This window comes from Micrococcus sp. CS26 (assembly GCF_055522295.1).
Map to the genome: position 1 here is coordinate 85533 of NZ_JBVFVY010000002.1, position 22830 is coordinate 108362.

19 protein-coding genes are annotated in these 22830 nt (G+C 74.2%); 11 read left to right on the forward strand and 8 right to left on the reverse strand.

The window, feature by feature from the left end; genetic code table 11:
* The first annotated feature begins 24 nt into the window (after nucleotides 1–24).
* Nucleotides 25–1206, forward strand: coding sequence for a YihY/virulence factor BrkB family protein (locus ACZ1IK_RS01295; RefSeq protein ID WP_465098231.1), 1182 nt, complete (start codon nucleotides 25–27; stop codon nucleotides 1204–1206).
* A gap of 4 nt (nucleotides 1207–1210) precedes the next feature.
* On the opposite strand, the gene ACZ1IK_RS01300 is transcribed toward ACZ1IK_RS01295, so the two are convergent.
* On the reverse strand, nucleotides 1211–1963 hold the full coding sequence (locus ACZ1IK_RS01300; RefSeq protein ID WP_465098232.1) for a hypothetical protein: 753 nt from the start codon (nucleotides 1961–1963) through the stop codon (nucleotides 1211–1213).
* 260 nt (nucleotides 1964–2223) lie between these two features.
* On the opposite strand from ACZ1IK_RS01300, the gene ACZ1IK_RS01305 reads away from it, so the two are divergent.
* The 3 genes from ACZ1IK_RS01305 to ACZ1IK_RS01315 are packed head-to-tail and all read left to right on the forward strand — an operon-like array spanning nucleotide 2224 to nucleotide 4677.
* Nucleotides 2224–3045 (forward strand): ABC transporter substrate-binding protein, encoded by an 822-nt coding sequence (locus ACZ1IK_RS01305; RefSeq protein WP_036382225.1) that lies wholly within the window; start codon nucleotides 2224–2226, stop codon nucleotides 3043–3045.
* Complete coding sequence (locus ACZ1IK_RS01310; RefSeq protein ID WP_052006995.1) at nucleotides 3042–3872, forward strand: amino acid ABC transporter permease; 831 nt, start codon at nucleotides 3042–3044, stop codon at nucleotides 3870–3872. The genes ACZ1IK_RS01305 and ACZ1IK_RS01310 overlap by 4 nt, the downstream gene beginning before the upstream one ends.
* 1 nt (nucleotide 3873) lies before the next feature.
* The gene (locus ACZ1IK_RS01315) at nucleotides 3874–4677 is read left to right on the forward strand and encodes an amino acid ABC transporter ATP-binding protein (protein WP_002853962.1); all 804 of its coding nucleotides are present in this window, start codon (nucleotides 3874–3876) and stop codon (nucleotides 4675–4677) included.
* Between the two features lie 89 nt (nucleotides 4678–4766).
* Here the strand turns inward: ACZ1IK_RS01315 and ACZ1IK_RS01320 are convergent, their stop codons facing one another.
* Nucleotides 4767–5360: a hypothetical protein gene (locus tag ACZ1IK_RS01320; protein WP_113913835.1), complete on the reverse strand. Its 594-nt coding sequence runs from the start codon at nucleotides 5358–5360 to the stop codon at nucleotides 4767–4769.
* A gap of 200 nt (nucleotides 5361–5560) precedes the next feature.
* Here ACZ1IK_RS01320 and ACZ1IK_RS01325 point away from each other — a divergent pair, with 200 nt between their 5' ends.
* The 3 genes from ACZ1IK_RS01325 to trmB all read left to right on the forward strand — a co-directional run bounded on the left by ACZ1IK_RS01325 (nucleotide 5561) and on the right by trmB (nucleotide 8722).
* Complete coding sequence (locus tag ACZ1IK_RS01325; protein ID WP_036382290.1) at nucleotides 5561–6307, forward strand: DedA family protein; 747 nt, start codon at nucleotides 5561–5563, stop codon at nucleotides 6305–6307.
* A gap of 5 nt (nucleotides 6308–6312) precedes the next feature.
* Nucleotides 6313–7656 (forward strand): hypothetical protein, encoded by a 1344-nt coding sequence (locus tag ACZ1IK_RS01330; RefSeq protein ID WP_043280891.1) that lies wholly within the window; start codon nucleotides 6313–6315, stop codon nucleotides 7654–7656.
* Nucleotides 7657–7726: 70 nt separating this feature from the next.
* A complete protein-coding gene (trmB, locus tag ACZ1IK_RS01335) occupies nucleotides 7727–8722 on the forward strand; it encodes a tRNA (guanosine(46)-N7)-methyltransferase TrmB (protein ID WP_135039862.1) in 996 nt (331 codons plus the stop codon).
* A 22-nt stretch (nucleotides 8723–8744) separates the two neighbouring features.
* Here the strand turns inward: trmB and ACZ1IK_RS01340 are convergent, their stop codons facing one another.
* From ACZ1IK_RS01340 to dnaK, 5 genes are all read right to left on the reverse strand, one after another.
* On the reverse strand, nucleotides 8745–9812 hold the full coding sequence (locus ACZ1IK_RS01340; RefSeq protein ID WP_235186512.1) for an alpha/beta hydrolase: 1068 nt from the start codon (nucleotides 9810–9812) through the stop codon (nucleotides 8745–8747).
* Complete coding sequence (locus ACZ1IK_RS01345; RefSeq protein ID WP_036383669.1) at nucleotides 9791–10342, reverse strand: heat shock protein transcriptional repressor HspR; 552 nt, start codon at nucleotides 10340–10342, stop codon at nucleotides 9791–9793. The genes ACZ1IK_RS01340 and ACZ1IK_RS01345 overlap by 22 nt, the downstream gene beginning before the upstream one ends.
* Entirely contained in the window at nucleotides 10339–11331 is a 993-nt protein-coding gene (locus ACZ1IK_RS01350; protein ID WP_036383665.1) for a DnaJ C-terminal domain-containing protein, read from the reverse strand. The genes ACZ1IK_RS01345 and ACZ1IK_RS01350 overlap by 4 nt, the downstream gene beginning before the upstream one ends.
* A 68-nt stretch (nucleotides 11332–11399) precedes the next feature.
* Nucleotides 11400–12062, reverse strand: a complete 663-nt coding sequence (locus ACZ1IK_RS01355; protein WP_036383663.1) for a nucleotide exchange factor GrpE — start codon at nucleotides 12060–12062, stop codon at nucleotides 11400–11402.
* Between the two features lie 161 nt (nucleotides 12063–12223).
* On the reverse strand, nucleotides 12224–14083 hold the full coding sequence (gene dnaK, locus ACZ1IK_RS01360) for a molecular chaperone DnaK (protein WP_036383683.1): 1860 nt from the start codon (nucleotides 14081–14083) through the stop codon (nucleotides 12224–12226).
* A gap of 340 nt (nucleotides 14084–14423) precedes the next feature.
* Here dnaK and ACZ1IK_RS01365 point away from each other — a divergent pair, with 340 nt between their 5' ends.
* Nucleotides 14424–15974, forward strand: coding sequence for an asparagine synthetase B family protein (locus ACZ1IK_RS01365; protein ID WP_153236557.1), 1551 nt, complete (start codon nucleotides 14424–14426; stop codon nucleotides 15972–15974).
* Between the two features lie 96 nt (nucleotides 15975–16070).
* Here the strand turns inward: ACZ1IK_RS01365 and ACZ1IK_RS01370 are convergent, their stop codons facing one another.
* Nucleotides 16071–18362 (reverse strand): MMPL family transporter, encoded by a 2292-nt coding sequence (locus ACZ1IK_RS01370; protein WP_135019660.1) that lies wholly within the window; start codon nucleotides 18360–18362, stop codon nucleotides 16071–16073.
* A 64-nt stretch (nucleotides 18363–18426) separates the two neighbouring features.
* On the opposite strand from ACZ1IK_RS01370, the gene ACZ1IK_RS01375 reads away from it, so the two are divergent.
* The 3 genes from ACZ1IK_RS01375 (at nucleotide 18427) to ACZ1IK_RS01385 (ending at nucleotide 22804) form a co-directional block, all read left to right on the forward strand.
* Nucleotides 18427–18903 (forward strand): MarR family winged helix-turn-helix transcriptional regulator, encoded by a 477-nt coding sequence (locus ACZ1IK_RS01375; RefSeq protein ID WP_036383657.1) that lies wholly within the window; start codon nucleotides 18427–18429, stop codon nucleotides 18901–18903.
* Complete coding sequence (locus ACZ1IK_RS01380) at nucleotides 18900–19412, forward strand: nucleoside/nucleotide kinase family protein (protein ID WP_036383655.1); 513 nt, start codon at nucleotides 18900–18902, stop codon at nucleotides 19410–19412. Before ACZ1IK_RS01375 ends, ACZ1IK_RS01380 begins: the two co-directional genes overlap by 4 nt.
* A 110-nt stretch (nucleotides 19413–19522) precedes the next feature.
* Complete coding sequence (locus ACZ1IK_RS01385) at nucleotides 19523–22804, forward strand: MMPL family transporter (RefSeq protein WP_135039863.1); 3282 nt, start codon at nucleotides 19523–19525, stop codon at nucleotides 22802–22804.
* The last annotated feature ends 26 nt before the right edge of the window (nucleotides 22805–22830 follow it).

Sequence of the window (22830 nt, forward strand, 5' to 3'; positions counted from 1 at the left end):
CCCTCGCGCCGGTACGTTGGTGCCATGGCCGGCTCCCGAGCGGCGCCCCGGCGCCTCCGCACGTACACCCGACCGCGGGTGTCCCTGCTGTACGTCCTGCGCCGCACCCTGCACCGGCTCCTCGAGCTGCAGGTCTGGGACGTGGCCGCCGCCATGACCTTCTTCGGGGCGCTGTCCCTGCTGCCCACCGTGGTCGCCCTGCTCTCCGTGGTCTCGCTGCTGGGCGTCGAGGAGGAGACCGTGGACGCCGCGGCGCACCTGGCCGCCGAGATCTGGCCGTCGCTGACGCCCGACGTCGTCCGCGAGTGGATCCTGACCCTCGGCTCGGCCGGGCCCGGCACCGGCGCCGTCGTCCTGGGGGCCGTCGGCACCGTGGTGTCCGCCTCGGGCGCCGTCGCCGCGTTCCACCGGGCCATGCACCGCATCCACGACACCCGCGAGGGCCGGCCCTTCCTCCACTTCCGCCTCGTGGTCTTCATCGAGACGCTCGCCCTCATGCTCGGCGCCGTGCTGATCACGATCCTGGTGGTCGTCGGCGGGGACCTCTCCCAGCGCCTCGGCCAGGCCGTCGGCCTGCCGGAGGAGACGGTCCAGACGTGGAACGTGGTGAAGTGGCCGGTCATCCTCGTGGTGATCGCCCTGATCGTGACCCTCGCCTACCGCCTGGGTCCCAACGTCCGGCAGCCCCGCTACCGCCCGCTCTCGCTCGGCGCCGTGGCCGTGGTGGTCCTGCTCTTCGGCGCCACCATGGCCCTGGGCTGGATCACGGACCGGTTCGGCCAGTTCGCCGTGGTCGGGCGGATCAACTCCGCGATCGGCGTGCTCGCCCTCGCGTGGGTGGCGTGCATCGTGCTGTTGGCCGGGGCCGCCTTCGACGCGGAGGTGCTGCGTGCCCGCCAGCTGGCCGTCGGCATCGACGCCTCCGTCGAGATCCAGCTGGCGACGCGGCACACCGCGGTGCTCGAGGACTCCGAACGGTACGAGGCCCGCAACCGCCGCCTGGCCCGGCTCGTAGCCGACGCCGTGCGCGCCGGCGAGGACCTCACGATCGAGGCCACACCCCTGCTCTCCGAGGAGGGGCGCCTCCTCGCGGTCGAGTCGGGACGGCGGGACCCGGAGGACGTCAGCTCGGGCAGCCCGTTCCACGCGGACCCGGTGTCCGACGACGGCGCCCGCCTCGAGCCGACGCCCCGGCCCGACGACTGACAGGTCAGCGCTCCCGCTTCTCGAACGCCTCGACCTGGGCACGCAGCGTCTCGGCCGCGATCTCCTCGTCGAGGCCCACCATGCCGAGGTACACGAGCTCGTCCCCGTCCGTGACGCCGCCGACGGTCATGGTGAACACGGCCGTGTCCATGCCCGAGTTCCCCAGAGCGATGTGGACCGCGTCCGGCACGCCGGGCACCTTCGTGAAGGCCGCCTCGACGCCGTCCGGGTCGCCGAACGTGCCGCACGTGTCGGCCAGCTCGCCGAAGGGCGCCAGCAGATCGGTGCCGTCGTCGGTGACCGCGACCATGCCGAACGCCCCGGCCTGGGAACCGGCCAGGCCGGTGACGGCGGCCGGGTCCACCTCGTACTGGGCCAGCGCACCGCCGAGCCCGGGCGCCTGCTGCGTGTTGATCTGCTCGATGAGGTCCGCGCAGGCGCCCGTGGGGGTGACGCCCGTCAGGCTCAGGCTGGTGCTGATCGGCTCCCCGCCGCCGCCGGCCTGGGTCTCCATGTCCGTGAACACGCCGTCGGGCGCGGTCTCGGGGGTGAGCAGGACGTCCTCGAGCGCCTCCACGCGCTCCTCCTGCTCGGCCGTGAGGCCCGAGCCGGCCCCCGTCGGGGCGGACTCGGACGCGTCGGCCGAGGAGGACGAGGCCTCGCCGCCTCCCCCACCGCAGCCGACGAGCGCGAGGGCGCCCACGGCGAGCAGGGACAGGGGGGCAGCGGGGCGAGCGGGGGCGGCGGTGCGGAGCATGAGAGACCTCTCAGACCGGGTGACGACGATGTGACCAGCCTGACAATCTCCACAGCGCAAGGCCAGTCTTCGTCTGCCGAGGCGGGCCGCGGCAGGGCCACCGGTCGATCGGCTCGCTCCGCGGGGACGAGTCGTCTCCCGGCGCCCGCGACGGCCCCCGACGCACTACGATGACCACCAATCACGGCGGAACACGTCACTCTGCCGGCTCCCTCCGACCCGCACGCCCGTCCTCCCGACGGCGGCCCAGAAGGCACTCCATGACCCGCATCCACTCCCGCCTCCTCGGCGCCGTGGGGCTCACCGCGTCGGCGGCGCTGCTCACCGGCTGCGCCGTCCTCGGCGGCGACGCCGGATCCGCCGGCATCGTGTCCGACGACGACCTGAGCACCTCGTACGGCCTCGTCCAGCCCGGCGTCCTGACGGTCTGCTCCGACATCCCCTACCCGCCCTTCGAGTTCGAGGAGAACGGTGAGCTGACCGGCTACGACATCCAGCTGGTCGAGGCGGTGGCGGAGGAGCTGGGTCTCGGGGTGAACGTGATCGACTCCTCCTTCGAGGCCATCGAGTCGGGTGCCTCGCTCACCGGCTGCGACGTGAACGCCTCGTCGATCTCCATCACCGAGGCCCGCCAGCGCGTCATGGCCTTCACCCTCCCCTACCTCGACGACGACCTCGTCCTGGTCGCGAAGAAGGGCTCCGGCATCACCGACGTCGACTCCGCGAAGGGCCGTCGGATCGGCGTGCAGGCCGCGACCACCGGCGACGAGTACGCCCAGCAGAACGGCCTGAGCCCCGTGCAGTTCGAGGACGGCGGCATGCAGATCCAGGCCCTCCAGGCCGGCACCGTGGACGCCGCCCTGGGCAACCAGTCCGTGCTGCTCTACTCCCTCAAGGACGACGATCGCTTCGAGGTGGTCGAGTCGCTGCCCACGGGCGAGCAGCTCGGCATGGCGGTCGGCCCGCAGAAGGCGCAGCTCGGCTCCGCCGTGAACCGCGCGCTGCAGGAGCTGCGCAACGACGGCACCGTGGCCGAGCTCCAGGAGCGCTGGTTCGGTCAGGCACAGGAGGACTACCGATGAGCACGCAGGCCCCCGTCTCGCCGGCACCGGCCCTGAAGCCCGGCCGCGCGCGCCGCCGTCGTCGGCTGTCCCTGATCATCCAGGCGGCCGTCTTCGTCCTCGCCCTCGTCGTCCTGGCCGTCCTCATCGACTGGGGCGCGCTCGCCGAGAACGTCCTGAACTTCCCCGCCGTGGCCCCGATGTTCCCCAACGTGATCCTCGTGGGGCTGGGCAACACGCTGTTCTACACGGTCACCTCGTTCGTCGTCGGCCTGCTGGGCGGCATCGTGCTCGCGCTCATGCGTTTGAGCTCGTTCGGCCCGTACCGGTGGCTGGCCACCGCCTACGTGGAGTTCTTCCGCGGCGTCCCCGCGCTGCTGGTGTTCCTCGCCTTCGGCTACGGGGTGCCCTTCGCGTTCGGGGTGTCCTGGCCGATCCCCGTCGTCGTGATGGCGGCCCTGGGCATGGTCTCGGCCGCCTACATCGCCGAGACCCTGCGTGCCGGCCTGCAGGCCGTGCCCCGCGGCCAGATGGAGGCGGCCCGGTCCCTCGGCATGCCGACGTGGCGGGCCATGGTCACCATCGTGATCCCCCAGGCGTTCCGCATCGTGCTGCCGCCGCTCACCAATGAGGTCATCCTCCTGACCAAGGATTCCTCGCTGGTCTACGTGCTCGGCCTGGCCGCGCACGAGTACGAGCTCACCAAGTTCGGCCGCGACGGCATCTCCGCCCTCGACGCCGGCATGACGCCGATCCTCGTGGCCGGCCTGTTCTACCTCGTGATCACCGTGCCGCTGTCCCTGCTGGCCCGCCGGTTCGAGGCCCGTTCGACCAAGAAGGGGCACTGAGATGGCCCAGCAGAACCCCATCACCGGATCCTTCGGCGCGGTGGCCGCCGCGGACGCCGCCGGCGTGCATGTGGCCGGCCTCAACAAGTCCTTCGGCGCCAACCACGTGCTGCGCGGCATCGACCTCGACGTCGCCCCCGGCGAGGTCGTGTGCCTGATCGGCCCGTCCGGCTCGGGCAAGTCCACCCTCCTGCGCTGCGTGAACCTGCTGGAGAAGCCCGACTCGGGCGTCGTCACGGTCGGTGAGTTCACGGTCACGGACGAGGACGTGGACCTGGACGTGCTGCGCCGCCACGTGGGCATGGTGTTCCAGCAGTTCAACCTGTTCCCGCACCTGTCCGTGCTGGAGAACTGCACCGTGGCCCAGCTCAAGGTGCTCAAGCGGGGCAAGGCCGAGGCGGCGGACATCGCCCGTCGGCAGCTGGCCCGCGTGGGCCTGGCCGAGCTCGAGGACCGCTACCCGGACCAGCTCTCCGGCGGCCAGCAGCAGCGCGTGGCGATCGCCCGTGCGCTGGCCATGGACCCGCAGCTGATGCTCTTCGACGAGCCCACCTCGGCCCTCGACCCCGAGACCGTCGGCGACGTCCTGGCGATCATGCGTCAGCTGGCCCGCGACGGCATGACCATGCTCGTGGTCACCCACGAGATGGGCTTCGCCCGTGAGGTGGCCGACCGGGTCGTGTTCATGGACGGCGGCGTCGTGGTGGAGGCCGGCCCGGCCGCCGCGGTGATCTCCGACCCCCAGCAGCCGCGCACCCAGGACTTCCTGCGCCGCGTGCTGCACCCCACCGAGATCGACCTCTGAGCCTGCCCGCCCGGTGGGCGGGCACATGCGTGAGGGGCCCCGCCCGGACCATGGTCCGGGCGGGGCCCCTCACGCGTGCGGCGGAGGCGTCAGGCCTTCTTGCGCAGCTTCTTCAGCTCGTCACGGGCCTCGCGCAGCGCGGCGACCTGCTCCTCACGGGCGGCGTGGATCGCGGCGACCTTCTCGTCCTGGGCGTCGCGGATGGCCTGCACCTTGGCGTCGCGGGCGCCCTCGATGCGGGCGGCGCGCTTCTTGGCGGCCTTGCGGCGTTTGCCGGGGCGGTTGGCCACGGAGTCGGCGGTGATGGCCAGGCCGGAGCCGACCAGGAAGATGTCCTTGGCGACGCCGGTGCCCTCCTGGGACGGACGCACACCGTCGGCCTCGGTCATCTCCGGGGTGTTCAGGTACATCGAGAACAGGCCGCCGGAGAACGCGGTCAGGGCGGAGCCGGCGAGCCAGCCCGGGACGAACGGGGCCAGCAGGGCCGAGCCCACGCCGATCTCCGTGGTCACGAGGAACTTCTTGAACTGCTCCGGCGACAGGTTGGCCAGCGCGGGCAGGCCGCGGGCGCCCATGTCGCGCAGGCCCTGGGCCTGCTCCGCGGAGATGCCGCGCTTGTTCAGGCCGGAGTTCAGGATGAACGCGCCGGAGGCCAGGCGCAGCGGAATCTGGACGATGCTCATGGAGTCTTCCTTCCAGTAGGGCCCGCGGCACGCACGTGGAGTGGGGTGTGGCGCGAACGGTCGGTGAGCGGTCTGCACCTCCGACAGTACCAACGGCAGCCCGCTCCCGCCCGCCCGGAGGCGCGGCTGTGCGCGCAGAGCGGACGACGTCGGCGCCTCCACCACGTCGCGGAGGCGGTCGATGATGGACAATGGGGCGCATGCTCCCCCTCGTCGCACCCCTGACCGTGGCCGCCGCCGCGCCCACCGACTACGGCTGGCTCGGCAACATCGTCGTGGACATCATGGAGGCGGTCGGCCCGATCGGCGTCGGCCTGGCCGTCTTCGCGGAGAACATCTTCCCGCCCATCCCGTCCGAGGTGATCCTGCCCCTGGCAGGCTTCACCGCGGCCGGCGGCGCCTTCAGCCCGCATGCCGCGCTGGTCTGGGCGACGGTCGGCTCGATCGTCGGAGCGCTGGCCCTCTACGGCCTCGGCGCGTGGCTCGGCCGCCACCGCATGTACCGCCTCGCGGACCGCATGCCGCTGGTGGACATGGAGGACGTGGCCAAGACCGAGCGCTGGTTCATCCGATACGGCTACTGGACCGTGTTCCTGGGCCGCATGGTCCCCGTGTTCCGCTCCCTGATCTCCATCCCCGCGGGCATCGAGCGGATGAACCTCGCGAAGTTCACCCTGTTCACGGCGCTGGGCTCCCTGATCTGGAACGCGATCTTCGTCTACGGCGGCTACGCGCTCGGGGAGCGGTTCCACGTCGTCTCCGAGTACGCGGACGTCTTCTCCAACATCGTCCTGGTCCTGATCCTGGCCTTCCTCGCGATCTGGGTGGTCCTGCGCCTGCGCCGTGACGCCCGCCGCCGGAACGACCCGGACTGGCGCCCGCCGACCGCGGATGAGATGGCCGCCCGCGTCGAGGCCATCCTGGAGTCCTCCGACCACCGGAAGTGAATCGCATGCACCCCGTCCTGCCCTCCCCCCGCCGTGGCCGCGCGGCCCTCGGCCTGGCCGCCGTCGCCCTGGTGGCGCTGAGCGCCTGTGCTCGCACCGAGCCGCAGCCCGAGCCTGCGCCCGCCACGACGGCGGCCTCCGCCCTGCCGTCCATGGACATGGCCCCGTTCACGGTCGAGGTCCCCTCACACGACCTCGAGCGGGTGCCGGAGGCGAGCGTCGCCGTGCTCGAGGGCGAGGACCCGGACCACCACGGGGCGTGGCTGCAGGTGTCCGGGGCGCCGGCCTGGACGGACGCCATGGCCGGGGCCGTGCGCGACCAGATCGACCAGTACCGCCGGGACACCGACCCGAGCGCGGACCCGCGCCTGGAGATCCAGCCGCAGCTCGCCGTCGTGGCCGAGGACATCGCCGCGGCCCGCCTGCTCGCCACGGAGCGGCGCGGCACGGACTCCGTGTCCACCTCGCACGTGATCTGGTACTCGGCCCGCGAGGACCGCGTGCTCGAGACCGCCGATCTCTTCACCCCCGACGGCTGGGACGCGTTCCGCGCCGAGGTGCGCCAGCGCATGGCCAACGACCCGGACGTGATCGGCTCGCGCCTGGACTCGGCGGTCGACGCCCCGGAGCAGGTGGAGAACCGTCGCGTCTGGGACGCGGTGGTCTTCCTGCCGGACGGCAGCCTGATGCTCGAGGCGGACCAGGCGTCCATGGCGCCGGCCGCCGCGGGCGTGCTGACGGTGCGGATCCCTCGGGACACGGCGACCGCCTGGCTGTCCGACCTGGGCCACGTCGCCGCGGACGCCGCCTCCGCCCCCGCCGACCTGCGTCTGCCGGACCGCTCCACCCCGACCCCCGAGGAGCAGCAGCCGGAGCCCGCCCCCGAGCCGGAGCCCGAGACGTCCTCGTGGACGGAGGAGGCCACCGGCGCACCCGTGCCGCCCCCGTCCGCGCCCGCCGACACGGCGGCCCCGACGCCCAGCGTGACCACCCCGGTGCCGAGCAGCACGGCCCCGTCCTCCTCGGCCCCCGCGCCCACCCGCTCGGCCACGCCGTCCTCCCCGTCGTCTCCCCCCACCTCGTCCTCGCCGTCGGGCACGGGATCCGGCAGTCCGACGCCGAGCACCCCCGACCCGACGCCGACCTCCGCGACGCCGACCCCGACGTCCCCGACCCCGACGTCCCCGAGCCCGTCCGGTCCGTCCACGAGCGCGTCCGGTCCGTCCACGAGCGCGCCGGCCACGGACCCTGCGCCGGACCCGACCGAGTCCGCACCCGAGCCGACCGCCACCACGGCCTCCGCGTCCGCGTCGCCCACGTCGGGGGACCGCTCCAGCAGCACCCCCTGACCCCGGCGCCGGGCGCCGTCGTCGGCCGCGGTCTGCACCGTCGACGCGCGGCCGTGGCAGGATCGGGGCGATGACTGAGCACCTGCCCCGCCCCTGCCCGGACGCACCCGGCCCCGACGCCGTGCCGCCGCCCGCCGAGCGCGTCCACGCGCACGACCACAATCGGGACAAGGACCCCGCCCTCGTCCGACGGGAGCCGGTCTCCTTCGTCCGACGCGGCGCGCGCCTGAACGCGGGGCGGCAGGCCGTGTGGGACCGACAGGCGCAGCGGGTCCTCGTGGACGTGCCCCGCGGCCGCGGCGCCACCTCGGTGGACACCCAGGCCCGACTGGACTGGGCCGGGGTGTTCGGGCGCGAGGCCCCCCTGCTCGTGGACATCGGCTCCGGGCTGGGCGAGTCCACGGCGCAGGCCGCCGCCGACCGGCCGGACTGGAACGTGCTCGCCGTCGAGGTCTACGTGCCCGGCCTGGCCGCGCTCATGACGCGCGTGGAGCAGCAGGGCCTGGAGAACGTCCGCGCCGTGGAGGCCAATGCCCCCGAGCTGCTGGACGCCCTGCTCACGCCCGGCTCCGTCTCCGAGGTGTGGGTGTTCTTCCCGGATCCGTGGCACAAGAAGCGGCACCACAAGCGCCGCCTGGTCTCCCCCGCCTTCGCGGACCGCGTGGCGCGCGTGCTCGCCCCGGGCGGGGTGCTGCGGCTGGCGACGGACTGGTCGGGCTACGCCGTGCAGATGCGCGAGGTGCTCGAGGCGCACCCGGAGTTCGAGAACCTCTTCCCCGGGCGCGCCGCGGGCGAGGGCTCCCCGCTCACGCGGGTGCGCCGCGAGGGCAGGGAGACCGAGGTGGGGGCCCAGCCGCTGCCCTCGGGATGGGAGAGCGCGGCCGAGGAGGAGCGCCCGCTGCGGGCCGGCCTGGGTGAGGCGCGGGCCGGCGCGGCGGCCGCGGACCCCGTGGACCACGCGGGCGGCTGGGCGCCCCGGTTCGAGGGCCGACCGATCACGAGCTTCGAGGCGAAGTCCCAGCGGGCCGGACGCCTCGTGTTCGACCTGGCGTACCGCCGCCGCTGAGCACGGGGCCCGACGGGGCCGCTCAGGCCGGGGCGACCGGCCCGGCCGGGTCGGCGCCGTCCGGGACGGGCGGCACCGGCAGGCCGGCGGTCACCCGCGCGGTCGCCGCGAGCGTCACGGACCCGGCGTCCCGGTAGCCCCTCGGGGCGTCCCCGGGGGCCGTCGGCGACCAGCGGGCCGTGCGGTGGCCGCGGACGGCGGCCCCCGCCAGGCCGGGCCGCGGGGCCACCGGCAGCACGGCGGCGTCCGTCCAGTCCCGACGACGGCCGACCGCGCGGCCGACCCGGGCGAGGAGATCGCCCGGGGCCAGGGCGCGGAACGTCCGCCCGGACCGCAGGCCGAGGTGCGCGGCCCGGGCTGCCAGGGCGGCGGGCAGGCCGACCGCGCCCGAGACCACGAGGGCCTCGACGGGACGCTCGGCCGGCCACGGGGCGTCGGCGTCGTCGGGCTGCAGGCCCCGGTCCGCGAGCAGGCGCAGGGCGTGCGCGGCCACGAGCGAGCCGTACGAGTGGGCCTCCACGGCCCCGTGCACGGCGGTCCCGCGGGCGCGCAGGGCCGGGGCGGCGTCGTCGTCCTCCCCCGGCCCGTGGCGCAGGAACTCCCACCAGGCCCGGACATCCGCGGCGAGCATCGCGCCGCCGCGCCGGCCGGGGCCGTCGAGCACCACCCGCCAGGGTGTGGGCGCGGGGTAGCCGAGCCACGCGATGACGACGGGGCGGGGTGCGCCGGCGGCGCGCTGGGCGGCGGCGAGGTGGGCGGCCTCCCGGGCCGTCCCCCACATGGCCGTCTGGGGGCGGATGCCCATGCCGGAGACGAGCCAGGTCAGATGCGTGGCGGTCGCGGGGTCCCCCGCGGCGACCACCGCGCGCGGACCGTCCGGGCCGTCGAGGACGTAGTCCAGCAGATGCCGGGCGGGCAGGTGCGGGTCCATGCCCTCCGGCTTGAGGGCGTGGACGATCCCGTCCAGGGCGCTGCGGGCCTGCCGGCCGAGGCCGTCGCGCCGGGCCATGTCGGCGCGCAGCCGCTCCTGCACGCGGGACCGCGCGGCCGCCCCGAACGACGCCCGGCTCAGTCCTGCTCGGACTGCCACGTGGGCACCCGTCGGAGGCGGGCGCCGCCGGAGGGCAGCCTCCGCAGGCCGCTCGGGCGGGCCTCGCCCGCGGTGTCCGCCCCGGCCCGTGCCGCGGCGTGACGGCGGGCGGCCATCCGGTCGGCGTAGCGGGCCGAGACGTCGCCGCCGGAGCCCACGGTGAAGACGCGGGCCAGGCGGGAGGCGTGGTGGAGGCGGTCCACCTGGGCAGCCAGCTCGACCACGGTGTCCTGCAGCTGCTCGACCTCGCGCTGCAGCGCGATCACGCGGCGGATGCCCTCCAGCGAGATGCCTTCGCGGCTCAGGGCCTGCACGGTCTGCAGCCGCTCGACGTCGGCGAGGGAGTAGCGGCGGTGCCGTCCGTCCTGGCGGGCGGGGACCACGAGGCCGAGCCGGTCGTACTGGCGCAGGGTCTGCGGATGCATGTCCGCCATCTCGGCGGCCACGGAGATCACGAAGACCGGGGCGTGCCGGTCGGGACCCCCCTCGCGGCCCCGGTCCGCACGGGCGGCGCCGTCGCGGGCGCTCACCAGGCTGCCCTCCGGGCCAGCTCCCGCCGCGGATCGTCGCCGGCCGTGGCGGACTGCAGGGCCTCGACGGCGGCGCGGGCGTCGTCGTTGAGCGTGGTGGGCACGGTGACGCGCAGCTCCACGAGCAGGTCACCCGTCGTCTTCCCGCGCTCGACACCGCGGCCCTTCAGGCGCAGCACGCGGCCACACTGGGAGCCCGCCGGCACCTTCACCTTCACGGGGCGCTCCAGCGTCGGCACCTCGATCGTGGCGCCGAGGGCGGCCTCGGGGAAGGTGATCGGCACGGTGATCCGCAGGTCGTCCCCGTCCCGGCGGAAGAACTCGTGCTCGCGCACGTGCACGGTGACCAGCAGGTCGCCGCGGCCGGCCGGGCCGGGCGAGCCCTTGCCGCGGGCACGGACCTTCTGGCCGTCGCGGATGCCCTTCGGGATCTTCACCTCGATCGTCTCGCCGTCCGGGCCGCGCAGGGACACCGTGGTGCCCTGGATCGAGCCGCGGAAGGAGATCGTGGTGGTGGCGGTGCGGTCCGCGCCCTTCGTGGGGCGCGGCCGCGCGTAGCCGGCGTCACCGAAGCCGCCGGGGCCGAAGCCGCCGGTCTGGCCGGCGGCGCCGCCGAACATCCCGCTGAACAGGTCCGACAGGTCGGGCCCGGACTGCGTGGTGCGGGGGCCGCCCCCGCCGCCGAACATGCCGCCGAAGACGTCCTCGAAGCCGCCGCCGCCGGCACCGCCCGGGGCGGAGAACCGGGCGCCGCCGCCCATCGCGCGGATCGCGTCGTACTCCTGGCGCTCCTGGGGGTCGCTCAGGACGGCGTACGCCTCCGAGATCTCCTTGAACTTCTTCTCGGCCGCCTCGTCCCCGGGGTTCTGGTCCGGGTGGTGGGTGCGGGCGAGCTTGCGGTAGGCCTTCTTCACATCCGCATCGGAGGCGTCCTTGGACACCCCCAGGGTCGCGTAGAAGTCCTTGTCCATCCAATCCTGCGAGGCCATGGTGCCTCCTCTCGTGTGCATCGGTCAGGGGGTCGGCCGGCGGCGGGGTGGGCCGCCGGCCGACGGGGTCACTCGTCTCCGGCGGAGACCATCACCTGGGCGGCGCGCAGCACGCGGCCGTCCCGGACGTAGCCGTTGCGGAAGACCTGGACCACGTGGTCCGCGGGCACCTCCGCGTGCGGCTGGCGCATCACGGCCTCGTGCAGGGCCGGGTCGAACTCGACGCCGGCCAGCGCCGCCTGGTCGTGGCGCTCGAGGCCGAGGCCGGCCAGGACGGTGTCGAGCTTGGTCGCGATGGCGGCGAACGGGCCGTCCGTCAGGTCGCCGGCGGCGCGGGCGGCGTCGATGTCGTCGAGCACCGGCAGCAGCGCGGTGACGGCCTTGAGCACGCCGGCGTCCCTGGCCAGGTCGCGGTCGCGGTCCACGCGACGCTTGTAGTTCACGAACTCGGCCTGCAGACGTCGCAGGTCGGTCTCGAGCTCGGCCTCGCGGTCCGAGGCCGCGGGCTGCGGCGCCTCGGTCCCGGCCTCCGCGCCGGCCTCGTCGAGGATGCGCTCGGCCTGGGCGAGGGCGTCGCCGTCCTCGGCCTGCTCGGCCGCGCTCTCGGCGGAGACGCGGGGCTCACCGGTCTCGGGGTCGATGCGGCGACGGTCGTTGAACACGATGGGCTCCTCCTCGGAGCCGCGCTCGGCGTCGGAGGAGCCGTGCGGACGCTGCTGGTCGGCGCTCATGGTGTGTCCTTTCGAAGCGGGTGGGCGCGGCGGGTCCGCCGCGCGGGGGTGGTGCGGGAAGGCCGGCGGGCTGGCCCGGCAGGGGCGCTGCCGGGCCGGCCCGCCGGCGTCGTGGGCCTCCGGGCGGGGCGGGCGTGGACGCCCGCCCCGGCCCCGGGGTGTCAGGCCTTCTTCTCGTCGTCCTCGTCGACCACCTCGGCGTCGACGATGTCCTCATCGTCGCCCTGCGGGGCGGCGGACTCGGCGCCGGCGTCGGCCGACTCCGCGCCCTGCTGGGCGTAGAGGGCCTCGCCGATCTTGACCTGGGAGGCCTGGAGCTTCTCGAACGCGGCGGCGACCTCGTCGTCGTTGTCCTGCTTCTCCAGGGCGGCCTTCAGGGCGTCGACGTCGGCCTGCACCTCGGTCTTGACGTCCTCGGGCAGCTTGTCGCCGTTGTCCTGCAGGAGCCTCTCAACGGAGTAGGCGGACTGCTCCGCCTGGTTGCGGCGGTCGGCGGCCTCGCGGCGCTTCTTGTCCTCGTCCGCGTGGGCCTCGGCGTCCTTGACCATGCGGTCGATGTCCTCCTGGGACAGCGAGGAGCCGCCCGTGATGGTCATCGACTGCTCGGTGCCGGTGCCCTTGTCCTTCGCGGAGACGTGCACGATGCCGTTCGCGTCGATGTCGAACGTGACCTCGATCTGGGGCATGCCGCGCGGGGCCGGGGCGATGCCGGTCAGCTCGAAGGTCCCCAGCGCCTTGTTGTCCCGGGTGAACTCGCGCTCGCCCTGGAAGACCTGGATGGACACGGAGGGCTGGTTGTCCTCGGCCGTGGTGAACGTCTCGGAGCGCTTGGTCGGGATGGCCGTGTTGCGCTCGATGAGCTTGGCCATCACGCCGCCCTTGGTCTCGATGCCCAGCGACAGCGGGGTCACGTCGATCAGGAGCACGTCCTTGCGCTCACCGGCGAGCACGCCGGCCTGCACCGCCGCGCCGATGGCGACGACCTCGTCCGGGTTCACGCTCTTGTTGGGCTCCTTGCCGCCGGTCAGCTCCTTCACGAGCTCGGAGACGGCGGGCATGCGGGTGGAGCCGCCGACGAGGATCACGTGGTCGATGTCGGAGACCTTGACGCCGGCCTCCTTGATGACGTCCTCGAACGGCTTGCGGGTGCGCTCGAGCAGGTCCTTGGTGAGGTCCTGGAACTTGGCGCGGGACAGGTGCTCGTCCAGATGCACCGGGCCCTCGGGGGTCACGGACAGGTACTGCAGCGAGATGCTGGTGGAGGTGGCCGAGGAGAGCTCCTTCTTGGCCTGCTCCGCTGCCTCCTTCAGGCGCTGCAGGGCGATCTTGTCCTTGGACAGGTCCGCGCCCTTGGACTTGGCCTGCTGGAGCAGCCAGTCCACGATCCGCTGGTCCCAGTCGTCGCCGCCGAGGCGGTTGTCGCCGGCGGTGGCGCGCACCTGGATGGTGGCGAAGTCGTCCTCGTCCTTGGCGACCTCGAGCAGGGACACGTCGAAGGTGCCGCCGCCCAGGTCGAAGACCAGGATGAGCTCGTCCTCCTTGCCCTTCTCCAGGCCGTAGGCCAGGGCGGCCGCGGTGGGCTCGTTGATGATACGGGTGACGTTCAGGCCCGCGATCTCGCCGGCCTCCTTGGTGGCCTGGCGCTCGGCGTCGTTGAAGTAGGCGGGCACGGTGATCACCGCGTCGGTGACCTTCTCACCCAGGTACTCCTCGGCGTCGTGCTTGAGCTTCATCAGCGTGCGGGCCGAGATCTCCTGCGGGGTGTACTTCTTGCCGTCCACCTCGGTGGTCCAGTCGGTGCCCATGTGGCGCTTGACGGACGCGAAGGTGCGCTCGGGGTTGTTGACGGCCTGGCGCTTAGCGACCTCGCCGACCAGGACGTCCCCGCCCTTGGAGAACGCGACGACGGACGGGGTGGTGCGGGCGCCCTCGGCGTTCGCGATGACGACCGGGTCGCCACCCTCGAGGACGGCAACCACGGAGTTGGTGGTGCCAAGATCGATACCCACTGCTCGCGACATCATGTGTCCTTTCGTCGACTGCTGCTCGAGGTGACCGCGGCCGACCGGTGCCGGCCGCCCTTGAGCGTTCTGGACTCAACCTGCCACCGGGGCGGAAGGTCTGTCAAGAAACCTGAGTCACCTCGACTCATGTTCTGGTGTCGTGCAGTGCAACCACACCCCCGTGCGCTTCATTCCCGCCCGTCGGTGATCCTCGTCACACCCTCCGTGAATCCCCCTCTCAGGCATCTCGCGGGCGCCCTGCCGAGCCCCTCTCGGTGCCGGCGCACAGGTGCTGACTAGACTTCTGGAAATCGGACCCGCAACCCAGGAGTGACACGTGCTCATCCTCTCGAGTCGCATGCGACCCAAAGAGCAGTTCGAGGGATACGCCTTCGTCGGCACGGACTACGTGCACGGGCCCGCGGGCATGACTGCGTATCGCGCGCGCACCGGCCGCACCGTCGGCCCCGGCGAGGACGGCTGCTACGTGGTCGCACGCCGGGCGGGCAGGCTCTTCGGCCGCCGTTTCGAGGTGGGCACGGACGCCAGCGGTCTGGGCCGTCTCTTCCTTTACCGCAGCGGCGACGATTGGGCGCTCGGCTCCTCCTACAGCGGGCTGGTGGAGCACCTGCGCACCGAGGGCATGACGCTCACGCCCCGGCTCGGCAGGCTCCGTCCGTTCGCCCTCCGCCAGACGCTGACCATGCAGCTGTCCATCTTCCAGACCCCGTTCGACGAGATCCGACTCCTGCCGGTCGGCACCGTCGTGGTGATCCGCGGCAGCGTCCTCTCCCTCGAGCGCGCCCCCGAGCTCCAGCCGCTCGAGTACGAGGCGGCGCTCCAGGAGTACCTCGACGTCTGGCGCGGGCGCACCCGCGCCCTGCTCGCGGACCCGCGGGTCACCTTCACCGCGGACCTCAGCGGCGGCGTGGACTCCCGCACGGTGTTCGCGTTCCTCCTCGAGTCCGGCCTGTTCCGCACGGACTCGGACCGGTTCTGGCTGCACTCGGGCGTCAACCAGAAGGAGGATCTGGCCGTCGCAAAGGGGATCGCCGAGGCCCACGGCCTGACGGTGAACGGCCCCAAGCCGCCCACCCGCACCCTGGTGTCCGGGTCCCGCGCCTACCGCCACTGGCGGGAGAACAGCCTCGGCGTGTACACCCCGGTCTACATGTCGTCGACGTTCCAGAACCCGTTCGAGGTGCATGCACACGGCGGCGGTGGCGGCACCATCAAGCAGTACTACCGGCATGCCGAGCCGCTGCGCCTGCTGGAGCCGTTCAAGGAGAAGATGCCCGCCGCCGACTTCGCCCTCTGGCAGGAGGAGATGGCCACCACGCAGGAGCAACTGAAGCAGACCGCCCCGGGCGTCGTGCCGAGCATCCAACACTACCTCGAGTTCCGGAACCGCTTCCACTTCGGCCACATCCCGAAGGCCCGCCCGCTGTTCATGCCGCTCAACTCGAAGTACGCGATCCGGGCCCTCACCTCCCTCCCCCAGGACGTGCGCCGCCGCTTCTACTTCGACGTCATGGAGTCACTCGCCCCCGGGCTCAAGGACGTGGACTACGACAACGCCCGCAAGGCACCCACCGCGCAGGAGCTCGAGAGCCTGCTCGTCCTGCCCGCCTCGGACCGGCTCGCCGCCGGCACGGCCTACGGCGACGACACGGTCGAGACAGCCGACCCGGACGATCCCCTGTCCGCCGGCTTCCAGCGCTGGCTGCAGGACATCGACCGGGCCGCCGCCCGCCCGGAGGTGCGTCGCTTCATCATGGGCCGTGCCATGGCGCGCACAGACCGCACAGTGGAGGCCCTGCGCGCGCTGGGCAAGCCCTTCCACTCCCACTCCGGTCACTCCGTGGCGCTGTCCCACCTGCTGATGGTGGACTTCACCCTCGGCGACTGACCGACGCCCCACGCCCGCCGTGTCGGGACGACGACGGCCCGCACCTCGGCGGAGGAGGTGCGGGCCGTCGTCGGGAAGGGTCCGGGACCGACCAGGTCAGGCGGCCTTGGCCGGCCACCAGACCTTCGGGCCGATGTCCCACACGAGGGCCGGGATCAGCAGCGTGCGCACCACCAGGGTGTCCAGCAGCACGCCGAAGGCCACGATGAACGCCAGCTGCACCATGAACATCAGCGGGATCACCGCGAGCGCGGCGAAGGTGGCCGCCAGCACGACGCCGGCCGAGGTGATGACCCCGCCCGTGACGGTGAGGGCGCGCAGCACGCCCGCCCGCGTGCCGTGCCGCGGCGTCTCCTCCCGCGCCCGGGTCATCAGGAAGATCGTGTAGTCGATCCCGAGGGCCACGAGGAAGACGAAGCCGTACAGCGGCACGGTGGGGTCGGCGTCCTCGAAGCCGAACACGTGCCGGAACACGAGGGCCGAGACGCCCAGGGCCGCACCGAAGCTGACCACGGTGGCCGCCACGAGCAGCACGGGCGCCAGGAGCGAGCGCAGCAGCACCGCGAGGATGACCAGCAGCATCGCGAGGATCAGCGGGATGACGACCCGCAGGTCGCGCTGCGTGGTGACGTTCGTGTCCAACGCCTGGGCCGCCGGGCCGCCCACGAGGATCTCGCCCGAGGTGGGGAGATCCGCGAGCCGGTCGCGCAGGCGGGCCACGGTCTGCTGCGCGGCGAGGGACTCGCCCGGGTCCGCCAGGGTGGCCGAGACCAGCACGCGGCCGTCCACCACGCGAGGCTGCGGCTCCGGCGCGGACGCGGCGCCCGTCCCGCCCTCCGCCTCGAGCGCGCTCGGGGGCGGGACCGCGGCGGTCCCGGGGGCGTCCGCGGTGACCTCCGCCTCGGCCACGCCGGGGTCCTCCGCGACGGCGGCGAGCACCGCCTCGGCGTCCCCGGCCGGCGCGAGGATCTGGGCGGGAGCGCCCGCGCCGGCGTCGAAGTGCTCGCTCAGCAGGGCCTGGGCCTGCCGGGCGTCGGAGTCGCCGAGCAGCACGTCCTCCTGGGCGACGCCGTCCGCGCGCAGCTGCAGCAGACCGCCGCAGAGGGCGAGGAGCACGACCGTCGTGGCGACCCAGACGAGACGGGGCCGGCGCGCGACGACGGCGCCCACCCGCGTCCACACCCCGTGGTCCTCCTCGAGGCCGGCGACGGGTCGGCCCGCGCCGTCGAACGGCGGGGTGAAGGCCCGGCCCCGGGCGGCATGGCGCTCCGCGCGACGGCGGGCGCGCTCGGGGGACGGGATCGTGGGCCAGAAGGCGGCCCGCCCGGTCAGCCGCAGCAGCGCCGGCAGCAGGGTCAGGGCGGCGAGCCACGCGAACGCCACACCCGTGGCGGCCACGGGGCCGAGGGAACGCGTCGAGTTGAGGTCCGAGGCCATCAGGATCAGCAGGGCGAGGGCCACGGTCGAGGCGGACGCGGTGATCGCGCCGAAGGACCCGCGCACGGCGGCCCGCAGCGCCTCCCCGACGTCCGCCCGGACCAGCAGCTCCTCGCGGTGCCGGGCCACGAGCAGGAGGCAGTAGTCCGTGGCCGCGCCGATCACGAGGATCGAGAGGATGCCCTGGGATTGGCCGTTGAGCTGGATCCAGCCCGCCACGGCCATCCCGTAGACGGCCACGATCGCGCCGCAGAGCGCGGCCACGGCCGTCAGGAGCACGAGGACCGGCAGCAGGACGGAGCGGTAGACCGCCACGAGGATCACGAACACCACCACGAGCGCCACGAGCAGCAGCCCGTCGATCCCCGCGAACGCGCCGCCCAGCTCCGCGACCAGGCCCGCCGGACCGCCCACGTGCCACTCGGTGTCCGCGGCCACGGTCCCGGCGAGGGCGGGCTCGGCGGCCGCCGGGTCCGCCACGACCTCCCGCAGGTCGGCCACCACGTCGGCCACGGGCCGCTCGGCCCCGGCCGAGGAGTCGACGAAGGCCAGGAACTGCACCGCCGCGCCGTCGTCGGAGGGGATCGGGCCGGCGACGTCGGCCACGCCCGGCACCTCGCCCAGCCGGCCCGCGAGGTCCGCGAGCGCGGGGAAGGCGGCCGCGGGGTCCGCGGTGCTCGCCGGACCCACGACGACGGCGGGCACGGCCTCGCCGTCCTGGAACGCCGCCGCCTCCTCCCCCGCGCGGGTGGACTCGGCCGACGCCGGCAGGAAGGTGGCCTGGTCGTTCGAGGAGACGTCGCCGATCTTGCCGAACACGGGGCCGCCCAGGCCGAGCACGGCGAACCAGACCACGGCGAGCGCCGCGGCCAGGCCCAGCCGCAGCCCCCGAGGGGGACGCCCCGGCGCGGCGGGGGTGCGGAAGGCGGAGAGGTCAGGCGGGGTGGGCATGCCACCGAGCGTAGGGGATGGTTCGATGATCAAACAACCATGGGGGCTGGCTAGACTCCCGGCCATGACCACGCAGCCCCCCTCCGCCCCCGCGGAGCACCTCGCCGTGGTCCACGCGCTGCGCGTCTTCAGCGAGAGCGCGGAGCACGCCGTCGACGAGGCCGGCCGCGGCGTCGGCCTGCACCGCACGGACCTCAGAGCCCTCGCGCTCCTGATGGCCCGCGCGGAGGCCGGTGAGCCCGTCACGGCCTCGGACCTCGGCGCCCACCTGCACCTCACCCGGGCCTCGGCCACCGCCCTCGTGGACCGCCTGGCCGCCGCGGGCCACGTCCGCCGCCGCCGGGACGAGGGCGACCGGCGGCGCGTGCTGGTGGAGCACACGGACACGGCCCGCCGCGACGGACAGCGCGCGTTCGAACCGATGTCCCAGCGGCTGAGCGCCGCCCTCGAGGGATTCTCCGCCGCGGAGCTGCGGGCCGCGGTGCGGGTGCTCGAGGCGGCCACCGCCGCACTGACGGACCCCGCCCCGGAGGACCCGTGACCCGACCGGCGCTCATCGGCCTGGACGGCCGCTCGGGGTCGGGCAAGACCGTCCTCGCCGCCGCGCTCGCGGCCCGGATCGCACCGTTCGCGCGGGTCGAGGTGATCGAGATCGAGTCCATGTACCGGGGCTGGGACGGGCTGGCCGCGGCGGTGGGCGACGACGGCCCCTATCCGGCCGCCGTCCGCGCGCTGCGGGAGCGGGGCACGGCGACCTGGACCACGTGGGACTGGCACCGCGCCGCCCCCGGCCCGCCGCGGTGGACCGCGCCGGCCGACGTCGTGGTGTGCGAGGGCGTGGGCGCGCTCAGCTCCGCCGCCCGACCGCTGCTCGACCTGGCGGTGTGGCTCGAGCTCGAGACCCCCGCCCGGCGCACGCGGGCGCTGGCCCGGGACGGCGAGACCTTCGCCCCGCACTGGGACCGCTGGGCCGCACAGGAGGAGGACTACCTGGCCCGGCACGCCCCGCGCGCCGCGGCGGACCTGATCCTGCGCCTGCCCTCCACCTGACGGCGGCGCCGCCCGGACCGGAGCGGTTCGCTCCGCTTAGGTGTAGCATCGGAGGCGGCGCGCCGCGTCCGGCCGCGTCCCACCCCAGCGCAAGGAGACCTCCCCTTCCCATGGCGACACTGCTCTACCGTCTCGGCCTCGGCGCCGCCCGCCGCCCCCTCCTCGTGATCCTCGCCTGGGTGCTCGCCCTGGCCCTCGCCGTCGGCGGGTTCCTCGCCTTCGGCGGCACGCTCTCCTCCACCGTCACCATCCCCGGCACCCCCACCGCCCAGGTCACGGACCGTCTCAAGGAGGAGTTCCCCGAAGCCTCCCGCGGCAGGGGCCAGGTCGTGTTCACCACCGAGGACGGCTCCCCCCTGACCGACGCCCAGCGCGAGCAGATCACCGCCCTGCTGGACGACGTCGCCGAGCAGCCGGCCGTGGAGGGCGTCGTGGACCCGTTCGAGGCCCAGGCCCAGCAGGACGACGCCCGCACCCGGCTGGACGAGGGCCGCACCGAGCTGGCCGACGGCGAGCAGCGCCTCGCGGACGGACGCCAGGAGATCGAGGACGGCCGGGCCGAGCTCGAGCGTCGCACGGCCGAGGCCGACGCGGGCGAGCAGCGCCTGGCCGAGGCCGCCGCCCAGCTGGAGGAGGGGCAGGCGAAGCTCGACGCCGCGCGCGCCGACCTCGAGGAGCGTGGCCTGGAGGCCCTGCCGGCCGAGGCCCTGGCCCCGCTCCGGGAGGCCGAGCAGCAGGTGGCCGAAGGCCAGGAGCAGCTCGACGCCGGCCGCGCCGAGCTCGAGGAGCAGGCGGAGCGCCTCGAGGCCGGCCAGGCCAAGCTCGACGCACAGCGTCAGGAGCTCGAGGCCGCGCAGGCCGAGCTCGACGCCCGGTGGGCCGAGCTCGAGGCCGGGCAGGCCGAGCTCGACGCCCAGGCCGAGCAGCTGGCCGCGGGCCGCGCCGAGCTCGAGCAGGCCCGGGACGCCGCGCTGGCCGAGGCCGAGGCCGCCGGCATCCCGGCGGAGCAGGTCGCCGCGCAGTTCGCCGACCAGGAGGCGCAGCTCGCCGCCGGCGAGGCACAGCTGGCGGCCGGTCAGGACCAGGCCGACGCCGCCCGCGCGCAGCTGGAGGCCGCCCAGGCCGAGGCCGACGCGGGCGCCGAACAGCTCGCGGCCGCCCAGGCGGAGGCCGACGACGGCGCCGCCCGACTCGCCGCCGGCCGGCAGCAGCTGCAGGAGTCCGAGGCCGAGCTCGAGGCCGGCCGCGAGCAGGTGGCCGCGGGACGGCAGCAGGCCCTGGACGCGGCCGAGGCCGAGCTCGACGCGCAGCAGCAGAAGATCGACGAGGGCCGGGCCGAGTACGAGCGCGGCGTCGCCGAGCTCGAGGACGGCCGGGCCCAGCTGGCCGCCGGCGCGGAGCGCCTGGACCAGGCCGAGGCCGACCTCGCCGACGGCCGCGCCGAGCTGGACGACGGCCGCGTCGAGGCCGAGCGCGGCGAGCGCACCCTGGCCCTCGCGGAGGACTTCCGCACCGTGTCCGAGGACGGCAGCACCGCCGTCGGGATCGTCACCTTCACCACGCCGACCCCGGACGTCACCGCCGAGGACAAGGAGGCGGTCACCGGCGCCCTCACCGGCGCGGACATCGACGGCGTCGCCGTGCATCCCTCCCAGGAGCTCAACGCCACCGTGTCCTCCCTGCTCGGCCCGGGCGAGGTCGTGGGCCTCGTGGTCGCCGCGATCGTGCTGGTGGTCATGCTCGGCACCCTCGTGGGCGCGGGTCTGCCGCTGGTCAACGCGCTGGTGGGCGTGGGCGTGGGCGCCGCCGGGGCGCTCGCGTTCTCCTCCGCCGTGGAGATGATCTCCGTGACCCCGGTGCTCGGGGTGATGCTGGGCCTGGCCGTGGGCATCGACTACGCGCTGTTCATCGTCAACCGGCACCGCCAGGAGCTGCGTCGCGGCACGGGCCTGCACGAGTCGATCGCGCTGGCCAACGGCACCTCCGGCAACGCCGTGGTGTTTGCCGGCATCACCGTGATCGTCGCCCTCGTGGGCCTGAACGTCACCGGCATCCCGTTCCTGGGCCTGATGGGCACCGTGGGCGCGGTCTGCGTGGCCGTGGCCGTGCTGGTGGCCGTCACCCTGACCCCGGCCCTGCTCTCCCTGGCCGGGATGCGGATCCTCTCGAAGAAGGAGCGGGCCCGCCTCGCCGACGAGGGTCCCGCCTCCGTCGCCGAGGGCTCCGCCGCCGTGCGCCGCGCCGGGCGCCGCTCGACCATGTCCACCCCGGCCGCGATCGCCTCGGCCCTGGCGGCCGTCGCCCTGCTGGTGCTCGTGGCCCTGCCGGTCGGCTCGATGCGCCTGGGCCTGCCGGACGGCGGGTCCGAGCCGGAGGGCTCCGACTCGCAGGTTGCGTACGAGCTCACCGCCGAGAAGTTCGGCGAGGGCTACAACGGCCCGCTCGTGGTGACCGTGGACCTGCCCGCCGGCCTGGACGAGGACGCGGCCGAGGACGCCCGCCTGGCGGTGGGCGAGCAGCTCGCCGGCCTCGAGCACGCGCACGCCGTGGTGCCCGCGGGCTTCAACGAGGACCGCACCGTCACCATGTTCCAGGTGCTGCCCGAGGAGGGCCCGAACGCCGTCTCCACCGAGGAGCTGGTGCGCGACCTGCGCGCCACCGAGCCGGCCGGCGAGGCCTCCAACCTCGGCGTGGCCGGCATGACCAGCGGGTTCATCGACGTCTCGGAGAAGCTCTCCGACGCCCTGCCCCTCTACCTGGGCGTGGTGGTGGGCCTGTCCCTGCTGATCATGGTGCTGGTGTTCCGCTCGATCCTGGTGCCGCTGATCGCCACCGGCGGGTTCGTGCTCTCCATGTTCGCCGCCATGGGCGGCGTGGTGGCCATCTACCAGTGGGGCTGGCTCGGCTCGGTGTTCGGGGTCCACAACCCCGGCCCCGTGCTCAGCTTCCTGCCGACCATCATGATCGGCGTGCTGTTCGGCCTGGCCATGGACTACCAGCTGTTCATCGCCTCCGGCATGCGCGAGGCCTACGCCCACGGCCTGCCCGCCCGCCAGGCCGTGCTGACCGGCCTGCGCTCGGGCCGGGCCGTCGTGATCGCCGCGGCGATCATCATGATCTCCGTGTTCGGCGGGTTCATCTTCGCCCACGACGCGATGATCCGCCCGATGGGCTTCGGCCTGGCCTTCGGCGTGCTGCTGGACGCGTTCGTGGTGCGCCTGCTCCTGATGCCGGCGCTGATGCACCTGCTCGGCGAGAAGGCGTGGTGGCTGCCGCGCTGGCTCGACCGGATCATGCCGGACGTGGACGTGGAGGGCGCCCAGCTCGAGCGCGCCCACGCCCCGGCGCAGCCCTCCGTCCCCGCCCCGGACGGCGGCGCCCACCGGGCCTGACCGCCCCCGACTGATGCCCGCCCCCG

Excerpts from the sequence above, each read along its gene's own strand:
- ACZ1IK_RS01295 (WP_465098231.1), top strand. The coding sequence starts at position 25 with ATGGCCGGCTCCCGAGCGGCGCCCCGGCGCCTCCGCACGTACACCCGA.
- ACZ1IK_RS01300 (WP_465098232.1), bottom strand. The coding sequence starts at position 1,963 with ATGCTCCGCACCGCCGCCCCCGCTCGCCCCGCTGCCCCCCTGTCCCTG.
- ACZ1IK_RS01305 (WP_036382225.1), top strand. The coding sequence starts at position 2,224 with ATGACCCGCATCCACTCCCGCCTCCTCGGCGCCGTGGGGCTCACCGCG.
- ACZ1IK_RS01310 (WP_052006995.1), top strand. The coding sequence starts at position 3,042 with ATGAGCACGCAGGCCCCCGTCTCGCCGGCACCGGCCCTGAAGCCCGGC.
- ACZ1IK_RS01315 (WP_002853962.1), top strand. The coding sequence starts at position 3,874 with ATGGCCCAGCAGAACCCCATCACCGGATCCTTCGGCGCGGTGGCCGCC.
- ACZ1IK_RS01320 (WP_113913835.1), bottom strand. The coding sequence starts at position 5,360 with ATGAGCATCGTCCAGATTCCGCTGCGCCTGGCCTCCGGCGCGTTCATC.
- ACZ1IK_RS01325 (WP_036382290.1), top strand. The coding sequence starts at position 5,561 with ATGCTCCCCCTCGTCGCACCCCTGACCGTGGCCGCCGCCGCGCCCACC.
- ACZ1IK_RS01330 (WP_043280891.1), top strand. The coding sequence starts at position 6,313 with ATGCACCCCGTCCTGCCCTCCCCCCGCCGTGGCCGCGCGGCCCTCGGC.
- trmB (WP_135039862.1), top strand. The coding sequence starts at position 7,727 with ATGACTGAGCACCTGCCCCGCCCCTGCCCGGACGCACCCGGCCCCGAC.
- ACZ1IK_RS01350 (WP_036383665.1), bottom strand. The coding sequence starts at position 11,331 with ATGGCCTCGCAGGATTGGATGGACAAGGACTTCTACGCGACCCTGGGG.
- ACZ1IK_RS01355 (WP_036383663.1), bottom strand. The coding sequence starts at position 12,062 with ATGAGCGCCGACCAGCAGCGTCCGCACGGCTCCTCCGACGCCGAGCGC.
- dnaK (WP_036383683.1), bottom strand. The coding sequence starts at position 14,083 with ATGTCGCGAGCAGTGGGTATCGATCTTGGCACCACCAACTCCGTGGTT.
- ACZ1IK_RS01365 (WP_153236557.1), top strand. The coding sequence starts at position 14,424 with ATGCGACCCAAAGAGCAGTTCGAGGGATACGCCTTCGTCGGCACGGAC.
- ACZ1IK_RS01370 (WP_135019660.1), bottom strand. The coding sequence starts at position 18,362 with ATGCCCACCCCGCCTGACCTCTCCGCCTTCCGCACCCCCGCCGCGCCG.
- ACZ1IK_RS01375 (WP_036383657.1), top strand. The coding sequence starts at position 18,427 with ATGACCACGCAGCCCCCCTCCGCCCCCGCGGAGCACCTCGCCGTGGTC.
- ACZ1IK_RS01385 (WP_135039863.1), top strand. The coding sequence starts at position 19,523 with ATGGCGACACTGCTCTACCGTCTCGGCCTCGGCGCCGCCCGCCGCCCC.